The organism is Cupriavidus basilensis, assembly GCF_029335485.1.
Classification (GTDB): domain Bacteria; phylum Pseudomonadota; class Gammaproteobacteria; order Burkholderiales; family Burkholderiaceae; genus Cupriavidus; species Cupriavidus basilensis_E.
This window is the reverse complement of the sequence record NZ_JARJLM010000609.1, coordinates 1-18006: the sequence shown is the minus strand read 5'-3', so window position 1 is coordinate 18006 and position 18006 is coordinate 1. Positions and strand designations below refer to the sequence as shown.

The following is an 18006-nucleotide window of genomic DNA, read 5'->3' as shown; positions in this document are numbered from 1 at the left end:
CGCCAGCGCCGCTTAGAGGCCGAGCGCCGTCTTGACCACGCCGAACACCTTGGTGTTGTCGATGGTGCCCTTGAGCGGCGCGCTGCCCGCGCCGCCCGAGAACAGCATCACGTCGCCGCCGCCGTGGGTTTCCGAGCCATCGCTCATCACCACGCCGACTTCCTGCCGATAGGCATCATCCGTGGTATCGACCGCAGTCAGGTCGTCGCGCGTCTGCTTGCGCGTCGTGCCGCCATTGCCGAACACCAGGGTGGTATAGGGCTTGCCGTCGGCCGCGGCCACCGGTTTCCTGGTTTTCACATCGGTGGTCTTGCCGAGGATGGGATTGCCGCGGTGCGAGTAGCCATTGATGGTCATGGTGTGGTCATGATCCGCCGTGACCACCACCAGGGTGTTGGACAGGTCCACCATCGACAGGGCGCGCTTGATGGCGTCGTCGAAGGCAATGGTGTCTTCCAGCGCGCGCTTGGCATTGGTGCCGTGCAGGGCGTGGTCGATACGGCCGCCTTCGACCATCAGGAAATAGCCCTTGGGATTCTTGCCCAGGATCCGGATGGCCTTCTCGGTCATGTCGGCCAGGCTCGGCTCGTCGAGCTTGTCCCTGACCCGGTCCAGGTTGTAGCTCATGTGGTCAGCGTTGAACAGGCCGAGCAGCTTGCCGGTTGCCGCCGGATCCACCGCATTCAGCGCGGTGCCGGTCTTGACGTAGGTGTAGCCGGCATTCTGGAACTGGACCGTCAGGTCGGCGCCATCCGTGCGCTTGCCGCCCGCAGCCACCGGGAGAAAGTGGCGCAGGCCGCCGCCCAGCAGCACGTCGAGGCCATCCTTGAGCGCGGGGTTGAACAGGCTGTTGCCCGGCGTTCCCTGCGCCGCGATCTGGTTCTCGCCGTCGCGATGGCAGATGTGCGAGTAGGTGGCCGCCGGGGTGGCGTGCGTGACGCGCGTGGTGGTCACCGCGCCGACCGCCTTGCCCGCGCCCTTGGACAGTTCCAGCAGGGTTGTCACCGGCGAGCCGTTGCCGGCGGGGCAAGTCGTGTCGGAGCCCGATACATAGCCCTTGCCGGCGGCATCGCTGGCCTTGGTGTCGGCGGACATCGAGATGACCTCGTTGTTCATCTTGACACCGGTCATGTAGGCCGCCATCGACGGTGCGCTGTCGGTGGTCTGCGCATCGTTCGAATAGGTCTTGATGCGCGCGGTGCGCTTGAGCGATTCCATGGTCAGCTTGCCGGTCTCGCCGTACTTGTAGATGCGCGAGGCGGTCACCGTGGTGGGGCCCATGCCGTCACCCAGGAAGAAGATCACGTTGCGGGCTTCGCCAGCGGCCAGCGCGGGGGTGGAGAGGCAGGCGGCGGCCAGCGCGGCAGCCGACAGGCCGGTCATCGTTTTTTTCATGATGTGTATTCCGTCAGCGTAGGGTTCACAGACCCAGTGATTTCTTGATCAGGCCGAACACTTCGGTGTTGTCCATCACACCGGTGAAGTTGCTCGCGCCATTGCCGATTGCGCCGATGAAGACATCGGTGCCGCCGTGCGTCTCGCCGCCCGCGGCCATCGGAATCACGGCTTCCTGGTGGTAGTTCTTGTCGTACACCTGCGCATCGGTCAGCGCGGTGCGCGTGCCCGGGCGGTTCTCGCCGTTGCCGAAGCCGATGATGGTGAACGGGTTGCCCGAGGAGTCGATGTTGTTGGCGCCGGTGACGTAGTTCTTCAGCAGGCCCAGCACGCCGGGGTTGGCATCGGTGGTCTTGCCGGTGCGCTTGGCGTAACCGTTGAGCACCAGGGTGTGGTCATGGTCGGCGGTGACCACGATCAGCGTGTTCTTCAGGCCCGGGTCGATCACATTGAGCTTGGCGATGGCCGATTTGATGGCATCGTCGAACGCGGCGGTATCCTGCAGCGCCTTGCGCGCGGTGGTCTCATGCAGCGCGTGGTCGATGCGGCCGCCTTCCACCATCAGGAAAAAGCCCTTCTTCTTCGCTGCCAGCAGGTCGATCGCCTTGCCGGTCATGTCAGCCAGGCTGGGTTCGTCGGCCGGCACGCGGTCGAGATCGTAGGCCATGTGGCTGCCGGTGAACAGGCCCACCGTCTTCTTGGCGGAAGCCGGATCGATCTTGTCGAAGTCGGCACGGTTCGCGGCATAGGTATAGCCCGCGGCCTTGAGCTCGGCCAGCAGGTCGCGCTTGTCGGTACGCGCGCCGCCGCTGACGGTGGTCGGCTGGAAGTGCTTGCGGCCACCGCCGAAGATCACGTCCACGCCATCGCCCAATGCCGTGTTGTAGCCCGGGCCGTTGGGCACGAGCTGGGCGGCGATGTTGTTCTCGCCATCGCGATGGCAGATATGCGCATAGGTGGCGGCCGGCGTGGCGTGCGTGATGCGCGTGGTGGTGACCACCCCGGTACCGTAGCCGGCGCCCTTCATCTGCTCGAGCAGGGTCGGCACGGCACGGCCATTGCCGGACGTGGGGCAGGTGCTGTCGGCGCCCGACAGGTAATCCTTGCCGCTGGCGTCGTAGGCGCTGGTGTCGGGGGTCATCGAGATGACCTCGTTGTTCATCTTCACGCCGGTCATGTAGGCCGCCATGGAAGGCGCGCTGTCGGTGACCTGGGCGTTGTTCGAATAGGTACGGACAAAGCCGGTTTCCGGCAGGGTGTCCATGGTCAGGTCGCCATCTTCGCCGACCTTGTAGATCCGCGCAGCGGTCATCGTGTTCAGGCCCATGCCGTCGCCGAGGAAGAACACAACGTTCTTCGCCGGCGTGGAAGCGACAGGCGGTGTCGTGGCGGGCGTCTCGTTGCTGCCATTGCTGGCCTTGTTGTCGCCGTCGCTGCCACATGCGGCCAGCGCGAGCGACAACGTCGCGGCGGCCAGCATCGTCATTTTTCTCATGATTCCTCCCGGTTGAAGTCGCCGGAAGGATGCTTGAGTCATATGGCAGGAGCATGACAGAAACACTTGCAAAAGAATCAGGCTGAAATATTTATGTCATATACCGGCTGCAGCGACGGCAATCGGACTGGCGCGCCGCGTCGCGCGAGCGTTGGATCGGCGGGGGGAAAACCGGCACCCGGCGCGCGCTCAGGCCGGGAAGAACAGCGTGAAAACCGTCATGCCGCCGGGCTCGGAACGCACGGCTACCCGGCCATTGTGCAGGTCCATGATGGACTTGACGATGGCCAGCCCCACCCCCGACGATTCGCCGGAGTTGGCGCGGGCCGGATCGGCGCGGAAAAAGCGGTCGAACAGCTTGGGCAGGTGCTCCGGCGCGATGCCGGCGCCGGGGTTGCGCACCTCGATGCTGCTGCCGGACGGGCCGGACGCCGCCGCCATCACGACGGCCTGCCCGGCCGGCGTGAAGCGGATGGCATTGGCGACCAGGTTGCTGACCGCGCGCCGCAGCAGCAGCGGGTCGGCGCGCACCTGGCCGCCGCCCTCCACGGCGATGGCCACGCCGCGCGCCTCGGCCAGTCCCTCGAAGTAGTCGGACAGCGCACCCAGCTCGCGCGCCAGGTCCAGCGTCGCCGGCTTGACCGCCACGCGGGCGTTCTCGGCCCGGGCCAGGAACAGCATGTTCTCGATCATGCGGGCAAGCCGCTCGTACTCCTCGATATTGGACGCCAGCAGGGCCTGGTATTCGTCGGCGCTGCGCTCGCTGGCCAGCGCCACCTGGCTCTGCCCGAGCAGGTTGCCGATAGGCGTGCGGAAATCGTGCGCGAGGTCGGCGGAAAATTGGGAAAGCCGCTCGAAGCCATCGCGCAGCCGGTCCATCATCTGCTGCAAGGCCGCCGCCAGTTCCGCCAGCTCGGGCGGGAGTTGCGCGGGGTCGACCGGCAATTCAAGCCGCCGCACGGTTACCGACGAGGCCCCGGTGGCGATGCGCCGCAACGGCGCCATGCCGGCGCGCAGCGCCAGGTAGCCGAGCCCGGCCACCGCCAGCGTGCCGAACAGCGCCGTCAGCAACAGCCGGGCACGGTAGACACGCAGCAACGTGGTACGGGAGATGGCGGTCTGGTAGAGCGTGAACGTCAGCGCCGGCGCGCCGGCACCGGTGCGCACCAGCGCCTGCACGCCGCGCACCGGATATCCCTGCCGCGTGGCCCAGGTGCGGATCGACTCGGGGCCGAAGGGCGCATCGGGCGCCTGCGACGCCAGCACGGGCGGCCCGTCCTTGCCGGTATTGGCCGCCACCAGCACGGTACCGCTGGCCGCGCGCACGATGAGCGCGTACTCGTCGTTGCCGGTCACGACGCTGCCTGCTTCGCGCCAGTCGGCGCTGGCGCCGGCACCCTGTTCCATCAACTCGTTGTGCACGCGCACCGCCTTGCGCAGCAGCTCCGCATCGTCGCGCTCGATCACCTGCGTGGCCATCGCGCGATAAAGATAGGCACCCGCGCCGCCGAACACGATGGCCGCCACCAGGCCAAAGGCGAACGCCAGGCGGGCGGTGAGCGAAAGCCTGCGCATCGGCGTCAGGACTGCCGGCTTTCCAGCACATAGCCCATGCCGCGCACGGTATGGATCAGCTTGGGCTGGAAATCGTCATCCATCTTGGCGCGCAGGCGGCGCACCGCCACGTCCACCACATTGGTGTCGCTGTCGAAGTTCATGTCCCACACATGGGAGGCGATCTGCGTGCGGCTCAGCACCTCGCTGTGCCGGCGCGCCAGGAAATGCAGCAGCGAAAACTCGCGCGGCGTGAGCTCGATGCGCCGGCCGGCGCGCGTCACGCGGTGGCGGATCAGGTCGATCTCGAGGTCTTCGATCTCGATGCGGTCGGCCTCCCGCACCGGGCCGCGGCGCAGCAGCGTGCGCACCCGCGCCAGCAGCTCGACGAAGGCGAACGGCTTGGCGAGATAATCGTCTCCGCCCAGCTCCAGGCCCCGCACGCGGTCTTCCACCTCGTCGCGCGCGGTCAGGAACAGCACGGGCGTGTCCTTGTGTTCGCGCAGTTGCTTGAGCACTTCCCAGCCGTTCATGCCGGGCAGCATCACGTCGAGAATGACCAGGTCATAGCTGACTTCCAGCGCCTGGTGCAGGCCATCGGCGCCGGTCACGGCCAGGTCGACCACGAAGGAAGACTCGGTCAGTCCCTTGCGCAGGTACTCCCCGGTCTTGGGCTCGTCCTCCACCACCAGAATTCGCATGCTCGTCCTCGTCTGGCCAATGCCGGCAAGGCACTTCGCGACCCCGCGCGGCACCTCGCATGCTCGGATGATAGCCGCTGCCAGGGCGGCCCTGAATGACAAATCTGTAATCGAATCGACCACGTTCCCCACCCCCCGCGCTTTCTAGAATCCGGCCATCGAACCCCAGAACGGGCGGCCGGAGCCTGTGCCCTGCCCGCTCGTCCATCACCCGGGAGAACACCAGATGTGGATCGTCAGGCTCGCGCTGAGCCGCCCCTACACCTTCGCGGTGCTGGCCTTGTGCCTGTTGCTGGCGGGCCCGCTGGTGCTGCTGCGCACGCCTACCGACATCTTTCCGTCCATCGACATCCCGGTGGTGAGCGTGGTCTGGACCTACAACGGCCTGTCCGCCGAGGACATGGCGCGCCGCATCGTCACCGGCTACGAGCGTTCGCTGACCAACAGCGTGGACGATATCGAGCATATCGAGTCGCAGTCGCTCAGCGGCGTGGCGGTGATCAAGATCTTCTTCCACCCGGGCGCGGACATCAACCGGGCCATTGCCGAGACCTCGTCCGGCGCGCAGTCGATGCTGCGCAATATGCCGCCCGGCACCACCCCGCCGCTGATCCTGAGCTACAGCGCCTCCACCGTGCCGATCCTGCGGCTGGCGCTGGCCAGCGACCGGTTGCCCGAGCAGCAGCTCTACGACCTTGGCAACAACTTCATCCGCACCCAGCTGGCCACGGTGCAAGGCGCCTCGGTGCCGCTGCCCTATGGCGGCAAGGTGCGCCAGGTGATGGTGGATCTCGATACGCGCGCGCTGCAGGCGCGCGGCCTGGCGCCGCTGGATGTGGTCAACGCCATCAACGCGCAAAACCTGGTGCTGCCGGGCGGCACGGCCAAGATCGGCGCGCTGGAGTACCGGGTGGACCTGAACGGCAGCACGGCCACCGTGGCCGGCCTCAACGACCTGCCCGTCAAGAGCGGCCCCGGCGGCACGGTCTATGTGCGCGACGTGGCCCAGGTGCGCGACGGCTACGCGCCGCAGACCAATGTGGTGCGCCGCGACGGCAAGCGCGCCGCGCTGCTGGAAATCGAAAAAAGCGGCAATACCTCCACGCTGTCCATCATCGATCAGGTCAAGGCCATGCTGCCGCGCATCATGGCGGGCCTGCCGCCGTCGCTGCGGGTGCAGCCGGTGTCGGACCAGTCGGTCTTCGTCACCTCGGCCATCCACGGCGTGCTGCATGAGGCGCTGATCGCCGCCTGCCTGACCGCGCTGATGATCCTGCTGTTCCTCGGCAGCTGGCGTGCCACGCTGATCATCGCCATCTCGATCCCGCTGTCGGTGCTGGCCGCGCTGATGGCGCTCTCCGCGCTCGGCGAGACGCTGAACATCATGACGCTGGGCGGACTGGCGCTGGCGGTGGGCGTGCTGGTGGACGACGCCACCGTGGCGATCGAGAACATCACCCATCACCGCGAGCTGGGCAAGCCGCTGGAGCAGGCCATCCTGGAGGGCTCGGCGCAGATCGCGGTGCCTACGCTGGTTTCCACGCTGTCGATCTGCATCGTGTTCCTGCCGATGTTCCTGCTCACCGGCGTGGCGCGCTACCTGTTCGTGCCGATGGCCGAGGCGGTGGTGTTCGCCATGATGGTTTCATACTTTTTCTCGCGCACGCTGATTCCCACGCTCGCGCATTACTTGCTGCGCGGCGAGGATGGCCATGCCGGCGACGCACTCGCGGGCCGCCTGCGGCGCGCCTGCGCGCGCCTGCAGGCGCGTTTCGAGCGGCGTTTCGAGGCGCTGCGCGCGGGCTACGCCGCCACCCTGGCCACCGTGCTGCGCCATCCCCGGCGCATGGCGGCGGCCTTCCTGGCCTGCTGCGCGGCCTCGATGGCGCTGGTGCCCTTCCTCGGCCAGGATTTCTTCCCCACCGTGGACAGCGGCGAGATCCGCCTGCACATGCGCGCGCGCACCGGCACCCGTATCGAGGAAACCGCGCGTATCGCCGACGAGGTGGAGAAGCGCATCCGCGCCGCCATCGGCCCGGACCATGTGGCCGGCATCATCGACAACATCGGCCTGCCAGTCAGCGGCATCAACCTGACCTACGATTCCGCGCTACCGATCGGCACCGCCGATGCGGAGATCCTGGTGTCGCTGAAGCCCGGCCACAGCCCCACCGCGAACTATGTCGACCAGCTCGGCAGCCTGCTGCCCAGGGCATTCCCCGGCGTGAGTTTTTCTTTCCTGCCCGCCGACATCGTCAGCCAGATCCTCAATTTCGGCCTGCCGGCGCCGATCGATATCCAGGTGGTCGGCGACAAGCTGGCGGAGAACCGCGCGCTGGCGCAAAAGCTGCTGGAACAGTTGCGCGCGGTGCCCGGGCTGGCCGACGTGCATATCCAGCAACCCGACGACCAGCCCGCGCTGACGGTGGACGTGGACCGCACCCGCGCGCTGCAGGCCGGGTTGTCGCAACGCGAGGTAGCGCAGAACCTGCTGATCTCGCTCTCCGGCAGCAGCCAGACCTCACCCAACTTCTGGCTGAACCCGCGCAACGGGGTGAGCTATCCGCTGATGGTGTCGGTGCCGCAGTACGCGATGGGCTCGCTGCAGTCGCTGTCGAATATCCCGCTCGGGCTCGGTGCCGGCACGGGCAACGCTGCTGGCGCCCGCGCGGATGGCGACCTGATCGGCTCGCTTGGCAGCGTGGCGCGTTCGAACCAGCAAGGCGTGGTGTCGCACTACAACGTGCAGCCGGTGATCGACATCTTCGGCTCGGTGCGCGGGCGCGATCTTGGCGCGGTAGCCGGGGATATCGGCCGCATCGTCGACGCCGCGCGCAAGGATCTGCCGCCCGGCTCGGAGCTGGTGGTGCGCGGCCAGGTGCAGACCATGCACGCCTCCTTCACCGGGCTGCTCGGCGGCCTGGCGATCGCGGTGGTGCTGGTCTACCTGCTGATGGTGGTGAACTTCCAGTCCTGGCTCGACCCGCTGGCGATCATCGGCGGCTTGCCGGGCGCGCTGGCTGGCATGGCGTGGATGCTCTTCGTCACCCGCACCACCGTCAGCGTGCCGGCGCTGACCGGCGCCATCATGTGCATCGGCATTGCGACCGCCAACAGCATCCTGGTGGTGAGCCTGGCGCGCGAGCTGCGCGCGGCCGGCGTAGCGCCCTTCGCGGCGGCGCTGCAGGCCGGCATCGGGCGTTTCCGCCCGGTGGTGATGACCGCGCTGGCCATGCTGATCGGCATGATCCCGATGGCGCTCGGCGCCGGCGATGCCGGCGCGCAGAACGCGCCGCTCGGCCGCGCCGTGATCGGCGGCCTGGCCTGCGGCACCGTGGCCACGCTGGTGCTGGTACCCACCCTGTTCGCCCTGCTGCACCGCTGGCTTGACGCCCGCGCACCCGCAGCGGCGACCCGTCCCGTTCTTCATCTCGACCAGAAAGGTCCGGCATGACTCTCCCTGCTTCCAATGCTTCCCAGGCCGGCGCCACGGCGGACACCGTGGCCGCCCCTGCCTTGCCCGCGCGCCGCCTGCGCGCCAGCCTGCTGGTGCTCGCCCTGCTCGGCGCTCTGCTCGCCGCCGGCATCGTGCCCCGGCTGCACGCCAATGCGACGCTCGCCAGCCGCAGCGCCGACGCGGCCGTCACCACCGTCGCAACGGTACAGCCGGGCAATGCGGCGGCCATACGCGAGCTGATCCTGCCGGCCGACGTGCGCGCCTTCCAGGATGCACCGGTCTATGCGCGCGTGAACGGCTACCTGCGCCGCTGGTACGCCGACATCGGCACGCCGGTGAAAGCGGGCCAACTGCTGGCCGAGATCGACGCGCCCGAGGTCAGCGACCAGTTGCGCCAGGCCCGTGCCGACGAGGCCATCGCCGCCGCCAATTACGCGCTCGCCAAAAGCACTGCGGCGCGCTGGCAGGACCTGCTCGATTCGCGCTCCGTGGCGCAGCAGGACACCGATCAGAAAGTTGCCGACATGCAGGCCAAGGCCGCCACGCTGGCCTCGGCCCGCTCCAACACGGCGCGGCTTGCCCAGCTCGCCTCCTACACGCAGATCCGCGCGCCCTTCGACGGCGTGGTCACCGCGCGCAACGTGGACACCGGCGCGCTGATCGATGCCGGCAGCGCCGGCGGGCCGGGGCGCGAGTTGTTCCACCTCTCCGCCGGCGAGCGCCTGCGCGTGTACGTGCAGGTGCCGCAGGACGCCAGCGGCATGGTTGGGCCGCAGATGCAGGCCTGGCTCACGCTGCCGCAGTTTCCCGGCCAGCGCTTTGCCGCCACCGTGGCGCGCAACGCCGGCGCCATCGACAACGTCACACGCAGCCTGCGCGTGGAGCTGGACGTGGCCAACGCGGGCGGGCGCATCCTGCCAGGCGCCTATGCCGAGGCGCACCTGAGCGCGCCGCAGGCCAGCCCCGGCCTGGATCTGCCTGCCAACACCCTGATGTTCCAGCCGCAGGGCACGTGCGTGGCTGTGGTCGGCGCCGATGGCAAGCTGGCGATCCGGCCGGTGACGATCGGGCGCGACTTCGGCTCGCATGTGGAAATCACCGAAGGCTTGCACGGCGGCGAGCAGGTGGTGGTCAATCCCGGCGACGGCCTGCTGGCGGGCGACAGCGTCAGGGTGGTGCCGGTTGCGCCGGTTGTGCCGGTTGCGCAAGCCGCGCCCGCTGCCGCGCCGCAGGCAACGGCACTCGGCCAGGCAAAGTAGGCCCGCCATGCAGACTCCCGACACCGCCAGCCAGAGCCATGGCTCGCGCCGCAAGGCCGGGCGCGTGGCCATCGCCCTCGCCGCCCTGCTGGGGCTGGCCGCCTGCGCCACCGCGCCGCCCTACCAGCCGCCCGCCGTGGACACGCCCGCCGCATACAAGGAAGCCGGCGCCAGCGCCGCTCACCCGGGCGGCCCCGCGGGCATCGCGCCGGACTGGTGGCGCGTCTATGCCGATGCCCGGCTCGACACCCTCGAACAACGCATCGACGTTTCCAGCCAGACGCTGCGCAAGGCCGTGGCCCTGCTGCAGGACGCGCGCGCGCAGGCCCGGGCCGCGCATGCCGCGTACTTCCCCACCGTCGGCGCCGGGCTGAGTACCGGCAGCAGCCATACCTCGGCCAATGTGGTGGGGCGCTCGCTGGCCGGCAAGACCGAGCCGGACCACCTGCTGGGCCTCACTGCCTCGTGGGAGCCGGACCTGTGGGGCCGCATCGGCAACGGCGTGGACGCGGCCGAGGCGCGCGCCCAGGCCAGCGCCGACGACGTGGCCGCGGTGCGGCTGGGCCTGCAGGCCGAACTCGCCGCCGACTACTTCAGCCTGCGCTCGGCCGACCGCGAACTCGACCTGCTCGGGCGCACCGTCGAAGCCTACGGCACGGTGCTGGCACTGGCGGGCAACCGCTACCGCGGCGGCATCGCCACCGAAGGCGACGTGGCGCAGGCCCGGGCCCAGCTGGAAAACACCAAGGCGCAGCTCGCCGACCTGCGCCTGAACCGCGCGCAGCTGGAGCATGCCATCGCCACGCTGGTGGGCGAACCGGCCGCGCGCTTCTCGCTGCCGCCGCTGGCCGACACCTCGGTGCTGCCCGCGCTGCCGGCCATGCCGGCCGCGCTGCCCTCGCAACTGCTGGAGCGCCGCCCCGACATCGCCGCCGCCGAACGCCGCGTGGCCGCGGCCAACGCGCAGATCGGGGTGGCCCGCGCGGCGTTCTTCCCAAGCCTGCTGCTGGCCGTGAGCGGCGGCGTGGAGAGCACCAGCCTGGCCGGCTGGCTGACCGCGCCGAGCCGCTTCTGGGCCATCGGCCCGGCGCTGGCCGCCACGCTGTTCGACGGCGGGCGCCGCCAGGCGGTAGCCGACAGCGCCCGCGCCCAGTTCGACGCCAGCGCCGCCGACTATCGCGGCATCGTGCTGCGCGCCTTTCAGGAAGTGGAAGACAACTTCGCCGCGCTGCACGCGCTGCAGCAGGAGGCGGCCAGCCAGCAGGCCGCCAGCGAGGCATCGGAACGCGCCCTGGCGCTGGGGCTGGACCGCTATCGCAAGGGCGCGGTGGCCTACCTCGACGTCAGCGTGCTGGAGAGCGCGGCGCTGGCCAGCGAGCGCGCGGCCGAGGCGGTACACCGGCGCCAGCTGGTGGCAAGCGTGCTGCTGGTGAAGGCGCTGGGCGGGGGATGGGAGGAGCCGAAAGATTCACGCAGTGCGGACACCGCCATTGGGAGCGAACCGTGGCGGTAAGCCATGACCGGTACAGGAAGATGCGCGCCTCATTGCACATCCTCCCCCAGCGGCCCGATGGCGGTCGTATCTATCCGTTCGACCTTCCCTTTCTGGTGGACTTCCGTGCGCAGCACGTATCCCTCGGACGGGCAGAACCACTCGGTGATGTTCATGACCGCCGGCTCCGGCTGGATCAGTTCATCGCCCATCATCAGGGGACCGATCGAGCTGCGCTTTTCATAGGTGATCGGAAAGCATTCGCGGGGCCCGAGGGCGGTCTCTATGGTTTGCCTGCGCCCGACCCGGCGCTCGCCGACCACGACCGAGGCCGAGGGCGCATGCAAGGTCGTGACCATTTCATCCGTGGCCAGGCTATGGATCTCGAGTTCCATGCTGGCCGTCATGGTCTGCCCCGGGATCACGCTGCCTTCCCGCAGTGGCAGCCCCACATAGCTCAGCACGCCCACTCCCTCGAAGGAGGCTTCGCCGAAAAGACGCGTATAGCGTGCCTGGGCATTGATCGTGGCATTCCGGCTGCGCACCTTTCCCGTGATGGCCCCGGCCTTTTCGAAGCGCATCCGAAGGACCTGATCCATCACGACCGGAGGCCCCATCATGGCCGCCAGCGCCGACTTCGAGTGAATCGACAGCCATGCGCTGCAACCGGATTCCGTGACCACCGGGTAACGGGAGGTCATCGTGGTCGACATCGGCATATCGCCATCCGCTTCCAGCTGAATCCGCGCGCCGGCCTTGAACCATGGCGCGTCGCAGACCATGCCTGGCAGATTCTCCGGCGCGGTACTGGCCGGCGCCTGCTGTGCCCACGCGCTGCCGCCGAAGCCGCAGAGCAGCATGAGGGCGGCGCCAAGCCTGCCCGGTACCGGAACCGCCCGGCGGAGACTAGCCGTCATGTTTTATCCCAAGCTGGAAACCTGAATCCGGCCGCGGGCGGCGCCCAGCCAGTCTCCCGGTCTGCAAATTTCCCGAATTCCCGATGTCCCGATGTCCGGGTTCCGGCCCAGAACGCCGGAAGCCGCTTCCGACCTGCCAGTTTCCGCACGCGCGCCGGCTTCGACCGAAGGTAGCACTTGGCCCGGTCCCAGACAAGCGGCATGCGGACGACCCGCACCGCGAGCCGGAGCGAGGCTTCCCGCCAGCCAGGCAAGCTGACCGGCAGCCGGCCTTCCTCCCGGATCTCAGCCGCCGCGCTTGCGCGCCATCCACGCACCCCAGAACAGGCTGCCGAAAAATCGCTGCGGCGCCGCAAACCCGGCTTCGGCCAGCAGGGCGTGCACCGCCTCTTCCGAGGCTGGCGGATCGGCCCCTTGCAGGATCTTGCCGAGCTTGGCCTCGACCTCGTCGGCGCTGGCCCCCTGCATGCGCCAGCGTTCGCCCCATGCCGCCAGCAGCAAGGGCTCCGAGGCATAGGCGCGGTAGTTGCCGGCCAGGATCAGCGGCGCGCCCGGCTTCAGGCGCGCGGCGATGGCTTTCAGGATGCCGAGTTTGGCATCGTCGCCGGGCAAGTGATGCAGCACGCCGATCAGGGTGGCGGCATCGTACAGCGGCATGGCGGGGAGATCCTCGACTACGCCCTGCACGGCTTGCGTGCACGAGGCCAGGCCAACTTCGGCAAGGCGTGCCATGGCGAGATCCAGCATCGGCCTCGAAGGGTCTACCGCGGTGAAGCGCCACGCCGGCTCCAGCCGGGCCGCGCAGACGATCTCCTGCGCCGTGCCGCCGGCGCCCGCCACCAGCACCTGTGCCGTGCGCCCGGCGCCCAGCGAGGCCGCCAGCATGCAGGCGCTCAGTTCATGGCAGGCATCGTAGCCGGCCAGCGCGATCCGGCTTTGCTGTGCATATTCGCCTGCGCGGCTGGGATCGAACTTGCTTGCGGCATCGGCTGCGGTGGGGTGCATCGGGTTCCTCTCTCTCGTCTCTTTCATCTCTTGTACCGGGGATCGCGCATGACATGCGTCATGGTTGAATTCATGTCTTTAACGACTGAACCAGAGACTAAAGGCACGGCCCCACAGGTACAAGATGAGGATTTATGCTGGTATGAGATGTACCAGCACCAGCCGGTGCAGGACCGGTTCGCGGCGGCGCTCACTCGGCATGGGCAAGCTGGCCGCTGTCTTCCGACACCCCGCTGCCGCTGGCGAAAGGCACCGGCTGGCCGATGAAATATCCCTGCGCGAAATCCACGCCAAGCTCGCGCAGGCGCTGCAGCATCGCCTCGCTCTCGACGAACTCGGCAATGGTCTGCTTGCCCATCGCCTGCCCGATGCGCTGGATCGCCTCCACCATGACCAGGTTGACGGGATCGCCCAGCATCTCCCTGACAAAGCTGCCATCGATCTTCAGGTAGGTTGCCGGCAAGTGCTTGAGATAGGTGAAGGAGGCCATGCCCGCGCCAAAGTCATCGAGCGCGAAGGCGCAGCCCATGCCCTGCAGTTGCCGGATAAAGGCCGCCGCTTGCGCCAGGTTGCCGATCGCGGCAGTCTCGGTGATTTCAAAGCAGATGCCGTCGAGCGCAATGGCATGCCGCTCGGCCTGCGCACGCACAAAGGCCGGAAAGCTGTCGTCGGCCAGCGATGCGCCCGACAGATTGATGGCGCACACGCCAATCTCGCCAGGACAGCCGGCATGCCTGCGCGCCAGCTCGGCAAAGGCCGCCTCCACCACCCAGCGGTCGATCATGGGCATCAGGTTGTAGCGCTCGCAGGCCGGCACGAAGGCCATCGGCGGTACCATGCGGCCGTCCTCATCCACCAGCCGGAGCAGCAGTTCGATATGCCGCCCGCATGACGGCCCCGGCTGCAGCGGCATGATGTCCTGCGCATAGAGGCAAAAACGCCCGGCCGCGAGCGCAGCGTGCACGCGGCTGACCCATTCCATCTCGCTGTGGCGCATGCGCACCACGCTGTCCTGCGGATGATAGACCTGCACGCGGTTGCGCCCACCCTCCTTGGCCATATAGCACGCGGCATCGGCGGCGCTGAGCGCCTCGGCCACCGCGCCGCTGCCGCCATCCAGCCGGATCATGCCGATGCTGACACCCAGCGTGAACGTGCGCTGGCGATGCGCAAAGCGGAAGCTCGCGATGGCGTGGCGCAGCGCCTCGGCAACGCGCTCGCCGCCGGCGCCCGCGCATTGCTCGAGCAGCACGCCGAATTCATCGCCGCCCAGGCGCGCCAGCGTATCGCCCTTGCGCAACTGCTGGCGCATGACCTCGGCCATCTGCCGGATCAGTTCGTCGCCGGCGGCGTGGCCGCAGGTATCGTTGACTACCTTGAACTGGTCCAGGTCGAGGTACATCAGCGTATGCGCGCACCCTGCCGTCTGCGCCTGCACGATCGCCGCGGCGACGCGCCGTTCGAACTCGGCGCGGTTGACCAGCCCGGTCAGCGCATCGTGGCTCGCTTCGTAGGCCAGTTGCGCCGCATGCTCGCGCTCCCGGCTAACGTCGTGCAGCACCAGCACGGCGCCGATCGCGTGGCCGGCACCATCGCGGATCAGCGCCACCGACGGCTTGACCGCCACCGGCCGGGCACCGCGCCGCGCCAGCAGCAGGACGGCCTGGTCCGGCCAGCTCTGCTGCAACGCCAGCGTCACCAGGTCGGGCACCGGCGCGCGCGTGCCTTCGTCGTGCAGCGGACATACCTCCCGCATCGGCAGTCCCTTCGCTTCCACTCCGCGCCAGCCGGTCAGCAACTCCGCCGCCGGGTTAAGGGACTCGATCCGCCCCCATACATCCGTGGTGATGACGGCGTCGCCGATCGCCTGCAGGGTCACCTGCGCACGTTCCTTTTCGGCAAACAGCTGGGCCTCGGACAGCTTCTGCTCGGCAATGTTGGTCAATGACCCCGCCATGCGCGCGGCACGGCCCTGCGCATCGCGCACGATGCGGCCACGCGCGCGTACCCAGAGATAGCCGCCGGCCTTGGTGCGCATCCGGAATTCGGCATCGTAGGGCAGGCCGTTGCGCAGATGGAGCAGGAGCCTTTCCTCGTGCGCCAGGACCTCGGACGGATGCAGCAGCCCGATCACGGTTTCGCGCGCCTGCCTCAGTTCATCGGCGCCATAGCCCAGCATCTCGGCGCAGCGCGGTGAGAAATAGAGCTCGCCGTGCTGCAGGTGCCAGTCCCACAGGCCGTCGTTGCTGCCGCCCACGGCGAGCTGGAGACGCTCCTCGCTGTGCGCCAGCGCCTCCTTCAACCTGCGCTCCTGGCGCAGCATCCGTTGCGACAGCAGGATGGCAACCAGCATCAGCAAGACAGCGGCGCCGACGGTGCCCACCACCAGCAGCCCGCTGACGCGGCGCGAAGCCTTGCCCAGGGCATAAGAGAATGCCGCCTCCAGCGGGGTCAGCCGAGCGTCGAGGGTCTCGATCCTGCGCAGCACCGGGGCCAGGCAATCGGCATCGCAGCCGGGTGTGGCCAGCAGGCCGCGCAGCGCGAGCGCCTGTTGGTCCAGCGACTGGATCTCGATATCCGCCGTCGCCCAGACCGAGATGGCCTGGTCGATTTCCGCGACATGGCGGAAATTGCGGTATAGCCGGATCATGCCGGGGATGTCGTCGGGATGGTTGCCGCCGGCGATCAGCCCGGCGCGCGCGCGCTCGTAATCCGGCTGGCCGCGCTCCAGTTCGAGCCGGGCCTGACGATCGCCGAGCGGCAGGGCGATGGCGGCGAGATACGCCTGGAAATCGGCTTCCTGCCCGCTTTCGCCGTACCGCAGCAGGTGCATCACGGCGCTCTTCTGACCCTTGGTCCACATGCTCTCGCCTGCCACGAAGGCACGCGCGGCGGACAGCAGGTCCACGCTGGCTACACTGATCAGCGCCAGCGCCAGCACAACCGGAACGAACGGCCAGATGATGCGCAGTACGTGCTCACCAGCCGGCAGGGATCCGCGAGCCTGCCCCATGGGGACTCCCGCGCCGGCCGTCACGCCGGCACTGTCGGTGAAGTGCCGCAGCACGTCGGCGGCATGACCTCCCCATTGTCCGACGGGGAATACCGGTTGTCTCTAACTCAGACGAGTTAAATGATGGGGATGGCGCCCCTGCGGACGCCCGGCCAGGCCGGCGTGCGATCGACGCGGGCTTTCGCATCGCGCCGCGCGAGCGTGCCCGAGGGCTCCCCCGGCAGGCGGGCGGCATCCTGGGACGGGCAATCGCCGCGTACAATCGGCCGATGCCAAAAACAAACCCAAGGAGACAAGGCATGGCTGTGATCGGACCGGATGTCAGCGTGCACCCAAGCGCCTACGTGCACGAATCAGCGTACCTCTATGGCAAGGTCACCGTGCACGAAAACGCGTCGATCTGGATCAATGTGGCGGCGCGTGCCGAAAACAAGGAAATCGTGATCGGCGCATACACGAATATCCAGGATTTCGTCATGCTGCACGTGGGCGAACGCACGCCGACAATCATCGGCAGCCATTGCTCCATCACCCACCACTGCACCATCCACGGCTGCACGATCGGCGACAACTGCCTGATCGGCATCAATGCCACCATCATGGACGGCTGCGTGATCGGCGATAACTGCATCGTTGCGGGTCATGCCTTCCTCAAGGAAGGCACCGTGATCCCGCCCAACTCCATCGTGATGGGCAGCCCGGGCAAGGTCACGCGTACGCACAACAATTATGTGCGCAACCGGCTGAATGCGTTTCTTTACTACAAGAATGCGCTGGCCTATGCGCGGCAGAATTACCGGGCGTGGGATGCGCCCGGATTCCCTGAAGAGGTGATGCGGGAGATGGCGAAGCTACAGGCCGAACTTGAGAGGCTTGAAGGCTGAACCGCGCGCGGCGCGGTCCTGCCGTTGCGGCAGTCGCCCTCCCTACGCACTAATGACGTAAGTCGGTCCATATTGCGGAAGCAGCCTGTCCTCTGTGAGCAATACCATCGACTCCCCCATGACCTGTGCGATAAGCATGCGGTCGAATGGATCCTTATGGTTTGCGAATGTTGGCAGCGTCTCGACCAAAAGGGCGTGCCGGGCCTCCACCGACAATATCTGATAGCCAGAGAGGCGGAAGACAGCGCCAGCCTGTGCGGCTGTAATGGCCGCAGGGAGTTTGCCGAGCGAGCGCTTGATCGCAATCTCCCAAAGGCTGACAGCACTGACCCAGATCTCGTTCGAGGGGGTTTCAATCAACTCACGGGCGAGCGGGGAAAGCCTCTCGTCGTCGAAACAAGCCCACAGCGCGATGTGCGTGTCGAGCAGGAGTCTCATCCTGGCGTGTCCTCGGATGCGCCAATGCCGAACAACCGGGCAATCTCTTCGTCTGCCGAATTGAATTGCTCGAGGCTGAACGACTGCCAGTTGGCCAGCACGGCCTTGCCGGCACCGATACGGCGCGAGACGTCCTTCTCCGGCGGCAGGATGGGCACAAGTTTGGCTGCTGGCTTACCGTTACGGGCGATCACCACCTCTTTCTCCTCGCCCTTCTCGATCGCCTCTACCAGCCTGGAGAGGCCAGATTTGGCATCGTGCATATTCACGATCAGCATGACAGGCTCCGCATGAATCTAGCTAACCAATTAGCTAAGGATAGCATCCCCCATCTGCGCCAACAAGCACGCCTTCCCACACGAGCGCTGACAACACCCCCGAGGCATCCACCGAAAC

Annotated in this window: 13 protein-coding genes; 4 read left to right on the top strand and 9 right to left on the bottom strand. The window is 67.8% G+C overall.

Annotated elements, in window-relative coordinates:
• Positions 1-12 precede the first annotated feature (12 nt).
• From P3W85_RS37620 to P3W85_RS37605, 4 genes are all read right to left on the bottom strand, one after another.
• Positions 13-1395 (bottom strand): alkaline phosphatase, encoded by a 1383-nt coding sequence (locus P3W85_RS37620; protein WP_276268530.1) that lies wholly within the window; start codon positions 1393-1395, stop codon positions 13-15.
• A 25-nt stretch (positions 1396-1420) separates the two neighbouring features.
• On the bottom strand, positions 1421-2890 hold the full coding sequence (locus tag P3W85_RS37615; protein WP_276268529.1) for an alkaline phosphatase: 1470 nt from the start codon (positions 2888-2890) through the stop codon (positions 1421-1423).
• A 189-nt stretch (positions 2891-3079) separates the two neighbouring features.
• On the bottom strand, positions 3080-4465 hold the full coding sequence (locus P3W85_RS37610) for a heavy metal sensor histidine kinase (protein WP_276268528.1): 1386 nt from the start codon (positions 4463-4465) through the stop codon (positions 3080-3082).
• Between the two features lie 5 nt (positions 4466-4470).
• Positions 4471-5145, bottom strand: coding sequence for a heavy metal response regulator transcription factor (locus P3W85_RS37605; RefSeq protein ID WP_017230602.1), 675 nt, complete (start codon positions 5143-5145; stop codon positions 4471-4473).
• A 226-nt stretch (positions 5146-5371) separates the two neighbouring features.
• Here P3W85_RS37605 and P3W85_RS37600 point away from each other — a divergent pair, with 226 nt between their 5' ends.
• From P3W85_RS37600 to P3W85_RS37590, 3 genes are read left to right on the top strand one after another with little or no spacing between them, the layout of a single operon-like run.
• Entirely contained in the window at positions 5372-8599 is a 3228-nt protein-coding gene (locus P3W85_RS37600) for an efflux RND transporter permease subunit (RefSeq protein ID WP_276268527.1), read from the top strand.
• A complete protein-coding gene (locus P3W85_RS37595) occupies positions 8596-9861 on the top strand; it encodes an efflux RND transporter periplasmic adaptor subunit (RefSeq protein ID WP_276268526.1) in 1266 nt (421 codons plus the stop codon). Before P3W85_RS37600 ends, P3W85_RS37595 begins: the two co-directional genes overlap by 4 nt.
• 7 nt (positions 9862-9868) lie before the next feature.
• Positions 9869-11374 (top strand): efflux transporter outer membrane subunit, encoded by a 1506-nt coding sequence (locus P3W85_RS37590; protein ID WP_276268525.1) that lies wholly within the window; start codon positions 9869-9871, stop codon positions 11372-11374.
• Positions 11375-11403: 29 nt separating this feature from the next.
• On the opposite strand, the gene P3W85_RS37585 is transcribed toward P3W85_RS37590, so the two are convergent.
• The 3 genes from P3W85_RS37585 to P3W85_RS37575 form a co-directional block, all read right to left on the bottom strand.
• Positions 11404-12135 (bottom strand): hypothetical protein, encoded by a 732-nt coding sequence (locus P3W85_RS37585; protein WP_276268524.1) that lies wholly within the window; start codon positions 12133-12135, stop codon positions 11404-11406.
• A gap of 420 nt (positions 12136-12555) precedes the next feature.
• Entirely contained in the window at positions 12556-13275 is a 720-nt protein-coding gene (locus P3W85_RS37580; protein ID WP_276268523.1) for a class I SAM-dependent methyltransferase, read from the bottom strand.
• Positions 13276-13465: 190 nt separating this feature from the next.
• On the bottom strand, positions 13466-16288 hold the full coding sequence (locus P3W85_RS37575; protein WP_276268522.1) for an EAL domain-containing protein: 2823 nt from the start codon (positions 16286-16288) through the stop codon (positions 13466-13468).
• 299 nt (positions 16289-16587) lie between these two features.
• On the opposite strand from P3W85_RS37575, the gene P3W85_RS37570 reads away from it, so the two are divergent.
• Positions 16588-17172, top strand: coding sequence for a gamma carbonic anhydrase family protein (locus P3W85_RS37570; protein ID WP_017229848.1), 585 nt, complete (start codon positions 16588-16590; stop codon positions 17170-17172).
• Between the two features lie 42 nt (positions 17173-17214).
• Here P3W85_RS37570 and P3W85_RS37565 read toward each other — a convergent pair whose 3' ends face one another.
• The gene (locus P3W85_RS37565; protein WP_276268521.1) at positions 17215-17610 is read right to left on the bottom strand and encodes a type II toxin-antitoxin system VapC family toxin; all 396 of its coding nucleotides are present in this window, start codon (positions 17608-17610) and stop codon (positions 17215-17217) included.
• Positions 17607-17888, bottom strand: a complete 282-nt coding sequence (locus tag P3W85_RS37560) for a type II toxin-antitoxin system Phd/YefM family antitoxin (RefSeq protein WP_017229850.1) — start codon at positions 17886-17888, stop codon at positions 17607-17609. Before P3W85_RS37560 ends, P3W85_RS37565 begins: the two co-directional genes overlap by 4 nt.
• Positions 17889-18006: the final 118 nt, after the last annotated feature.

Coding starts and splice junctions, on each gene's coding strand:
- P3W85_RS37605 (WP_017230602.1), bottom strand. CDS start 5,145: ATGCGAATTCTGGTGGTGGAGGACGAGCCCAAGACCGGGGAGTACCTG.
- P3W85_RS37610 (WP_276268528.1), bottom strand. CDS start 4,465: ATGCGCAGGCTTTCGCTCACCGCCCGCCTGGCGTTCGCCTTTGGCCTG.
- P3W85_RS37575 (WP_276268522.1), bottom strand. CDS start 16,288: ATGGGGCAGGCTCGCGGATCCCTGCCGGCTGGTGAGCACGTACTGCGC.
- P3W85_RS37580 (WP_276268523.1), bottom strand. CDS start 13,275: ATGCACCCCACCGCAGCCGATGCCGCAAGCAAGTTCGATCCCAGCCGC.
- P3W85_RS37600 (WP_276268527.1), top strand. CDS start 5,372: ATGTGGATCGTCAGGCTCGCGCTGAGCCGCCCCTACACCTTCGCGGTG.
- P3W85_RS37560 (WP_017229850.1), bottom strand. CDS start 17,888: ATGCTGATCGTGAATATGCACGATGCCAAATCTGGCCTCTCCAGGCTG.
- P3W85_RS37595 (WP_276268526.1), top strand. CDS start 8,596: ATGACTCTCCCTGCTTCCAATGCTTCCCAGGCCGGCGCCACGGCGGAC.
- P3W85_RS37570 (WP_017229848.1), top strand. CDS start 16,588: ATGGCTGTGATCGGACCGGATGTCAGCGTGCACCCAAGCGCCTACGTG.
- P3W85_RS37620 (WP_276268530.1), bottom strand. CDS start 1,395: ATGAAAAAAACGATGACCGGCCTGTCGGCTGCCGCGCTGGCCGCCGCC.
- P3W85_RS37615 (WP_276268529.1), bottom strand. CDS start 2,890: ATGAGAAAAATGACGATGCTGGCCGCCGCGACGTTGTCGCTCGCGCTG.
- P3W85_RS37590 (WP_276268525.1), top strand. CDS start 9,869: ATGCAGACTCCCGACACCGCCAGCCAGAGCCATGGCTCGCGCCGCAAG.
- P3W85_RS37585 (WP_276268524.1), bottom strand. CDS start 12,135: ATGGTCTGCGACGCGCCATGGTTCAAGGCCGGCGCGCGGATTCAGCTG.
- P3W85_RS37565 (WP_276268521.1), bottom strand. CDS start 17,610: ATGAGACTCCTGCTCGACACGCACATCGCGCTGTGGGCTTGTTTCGAC.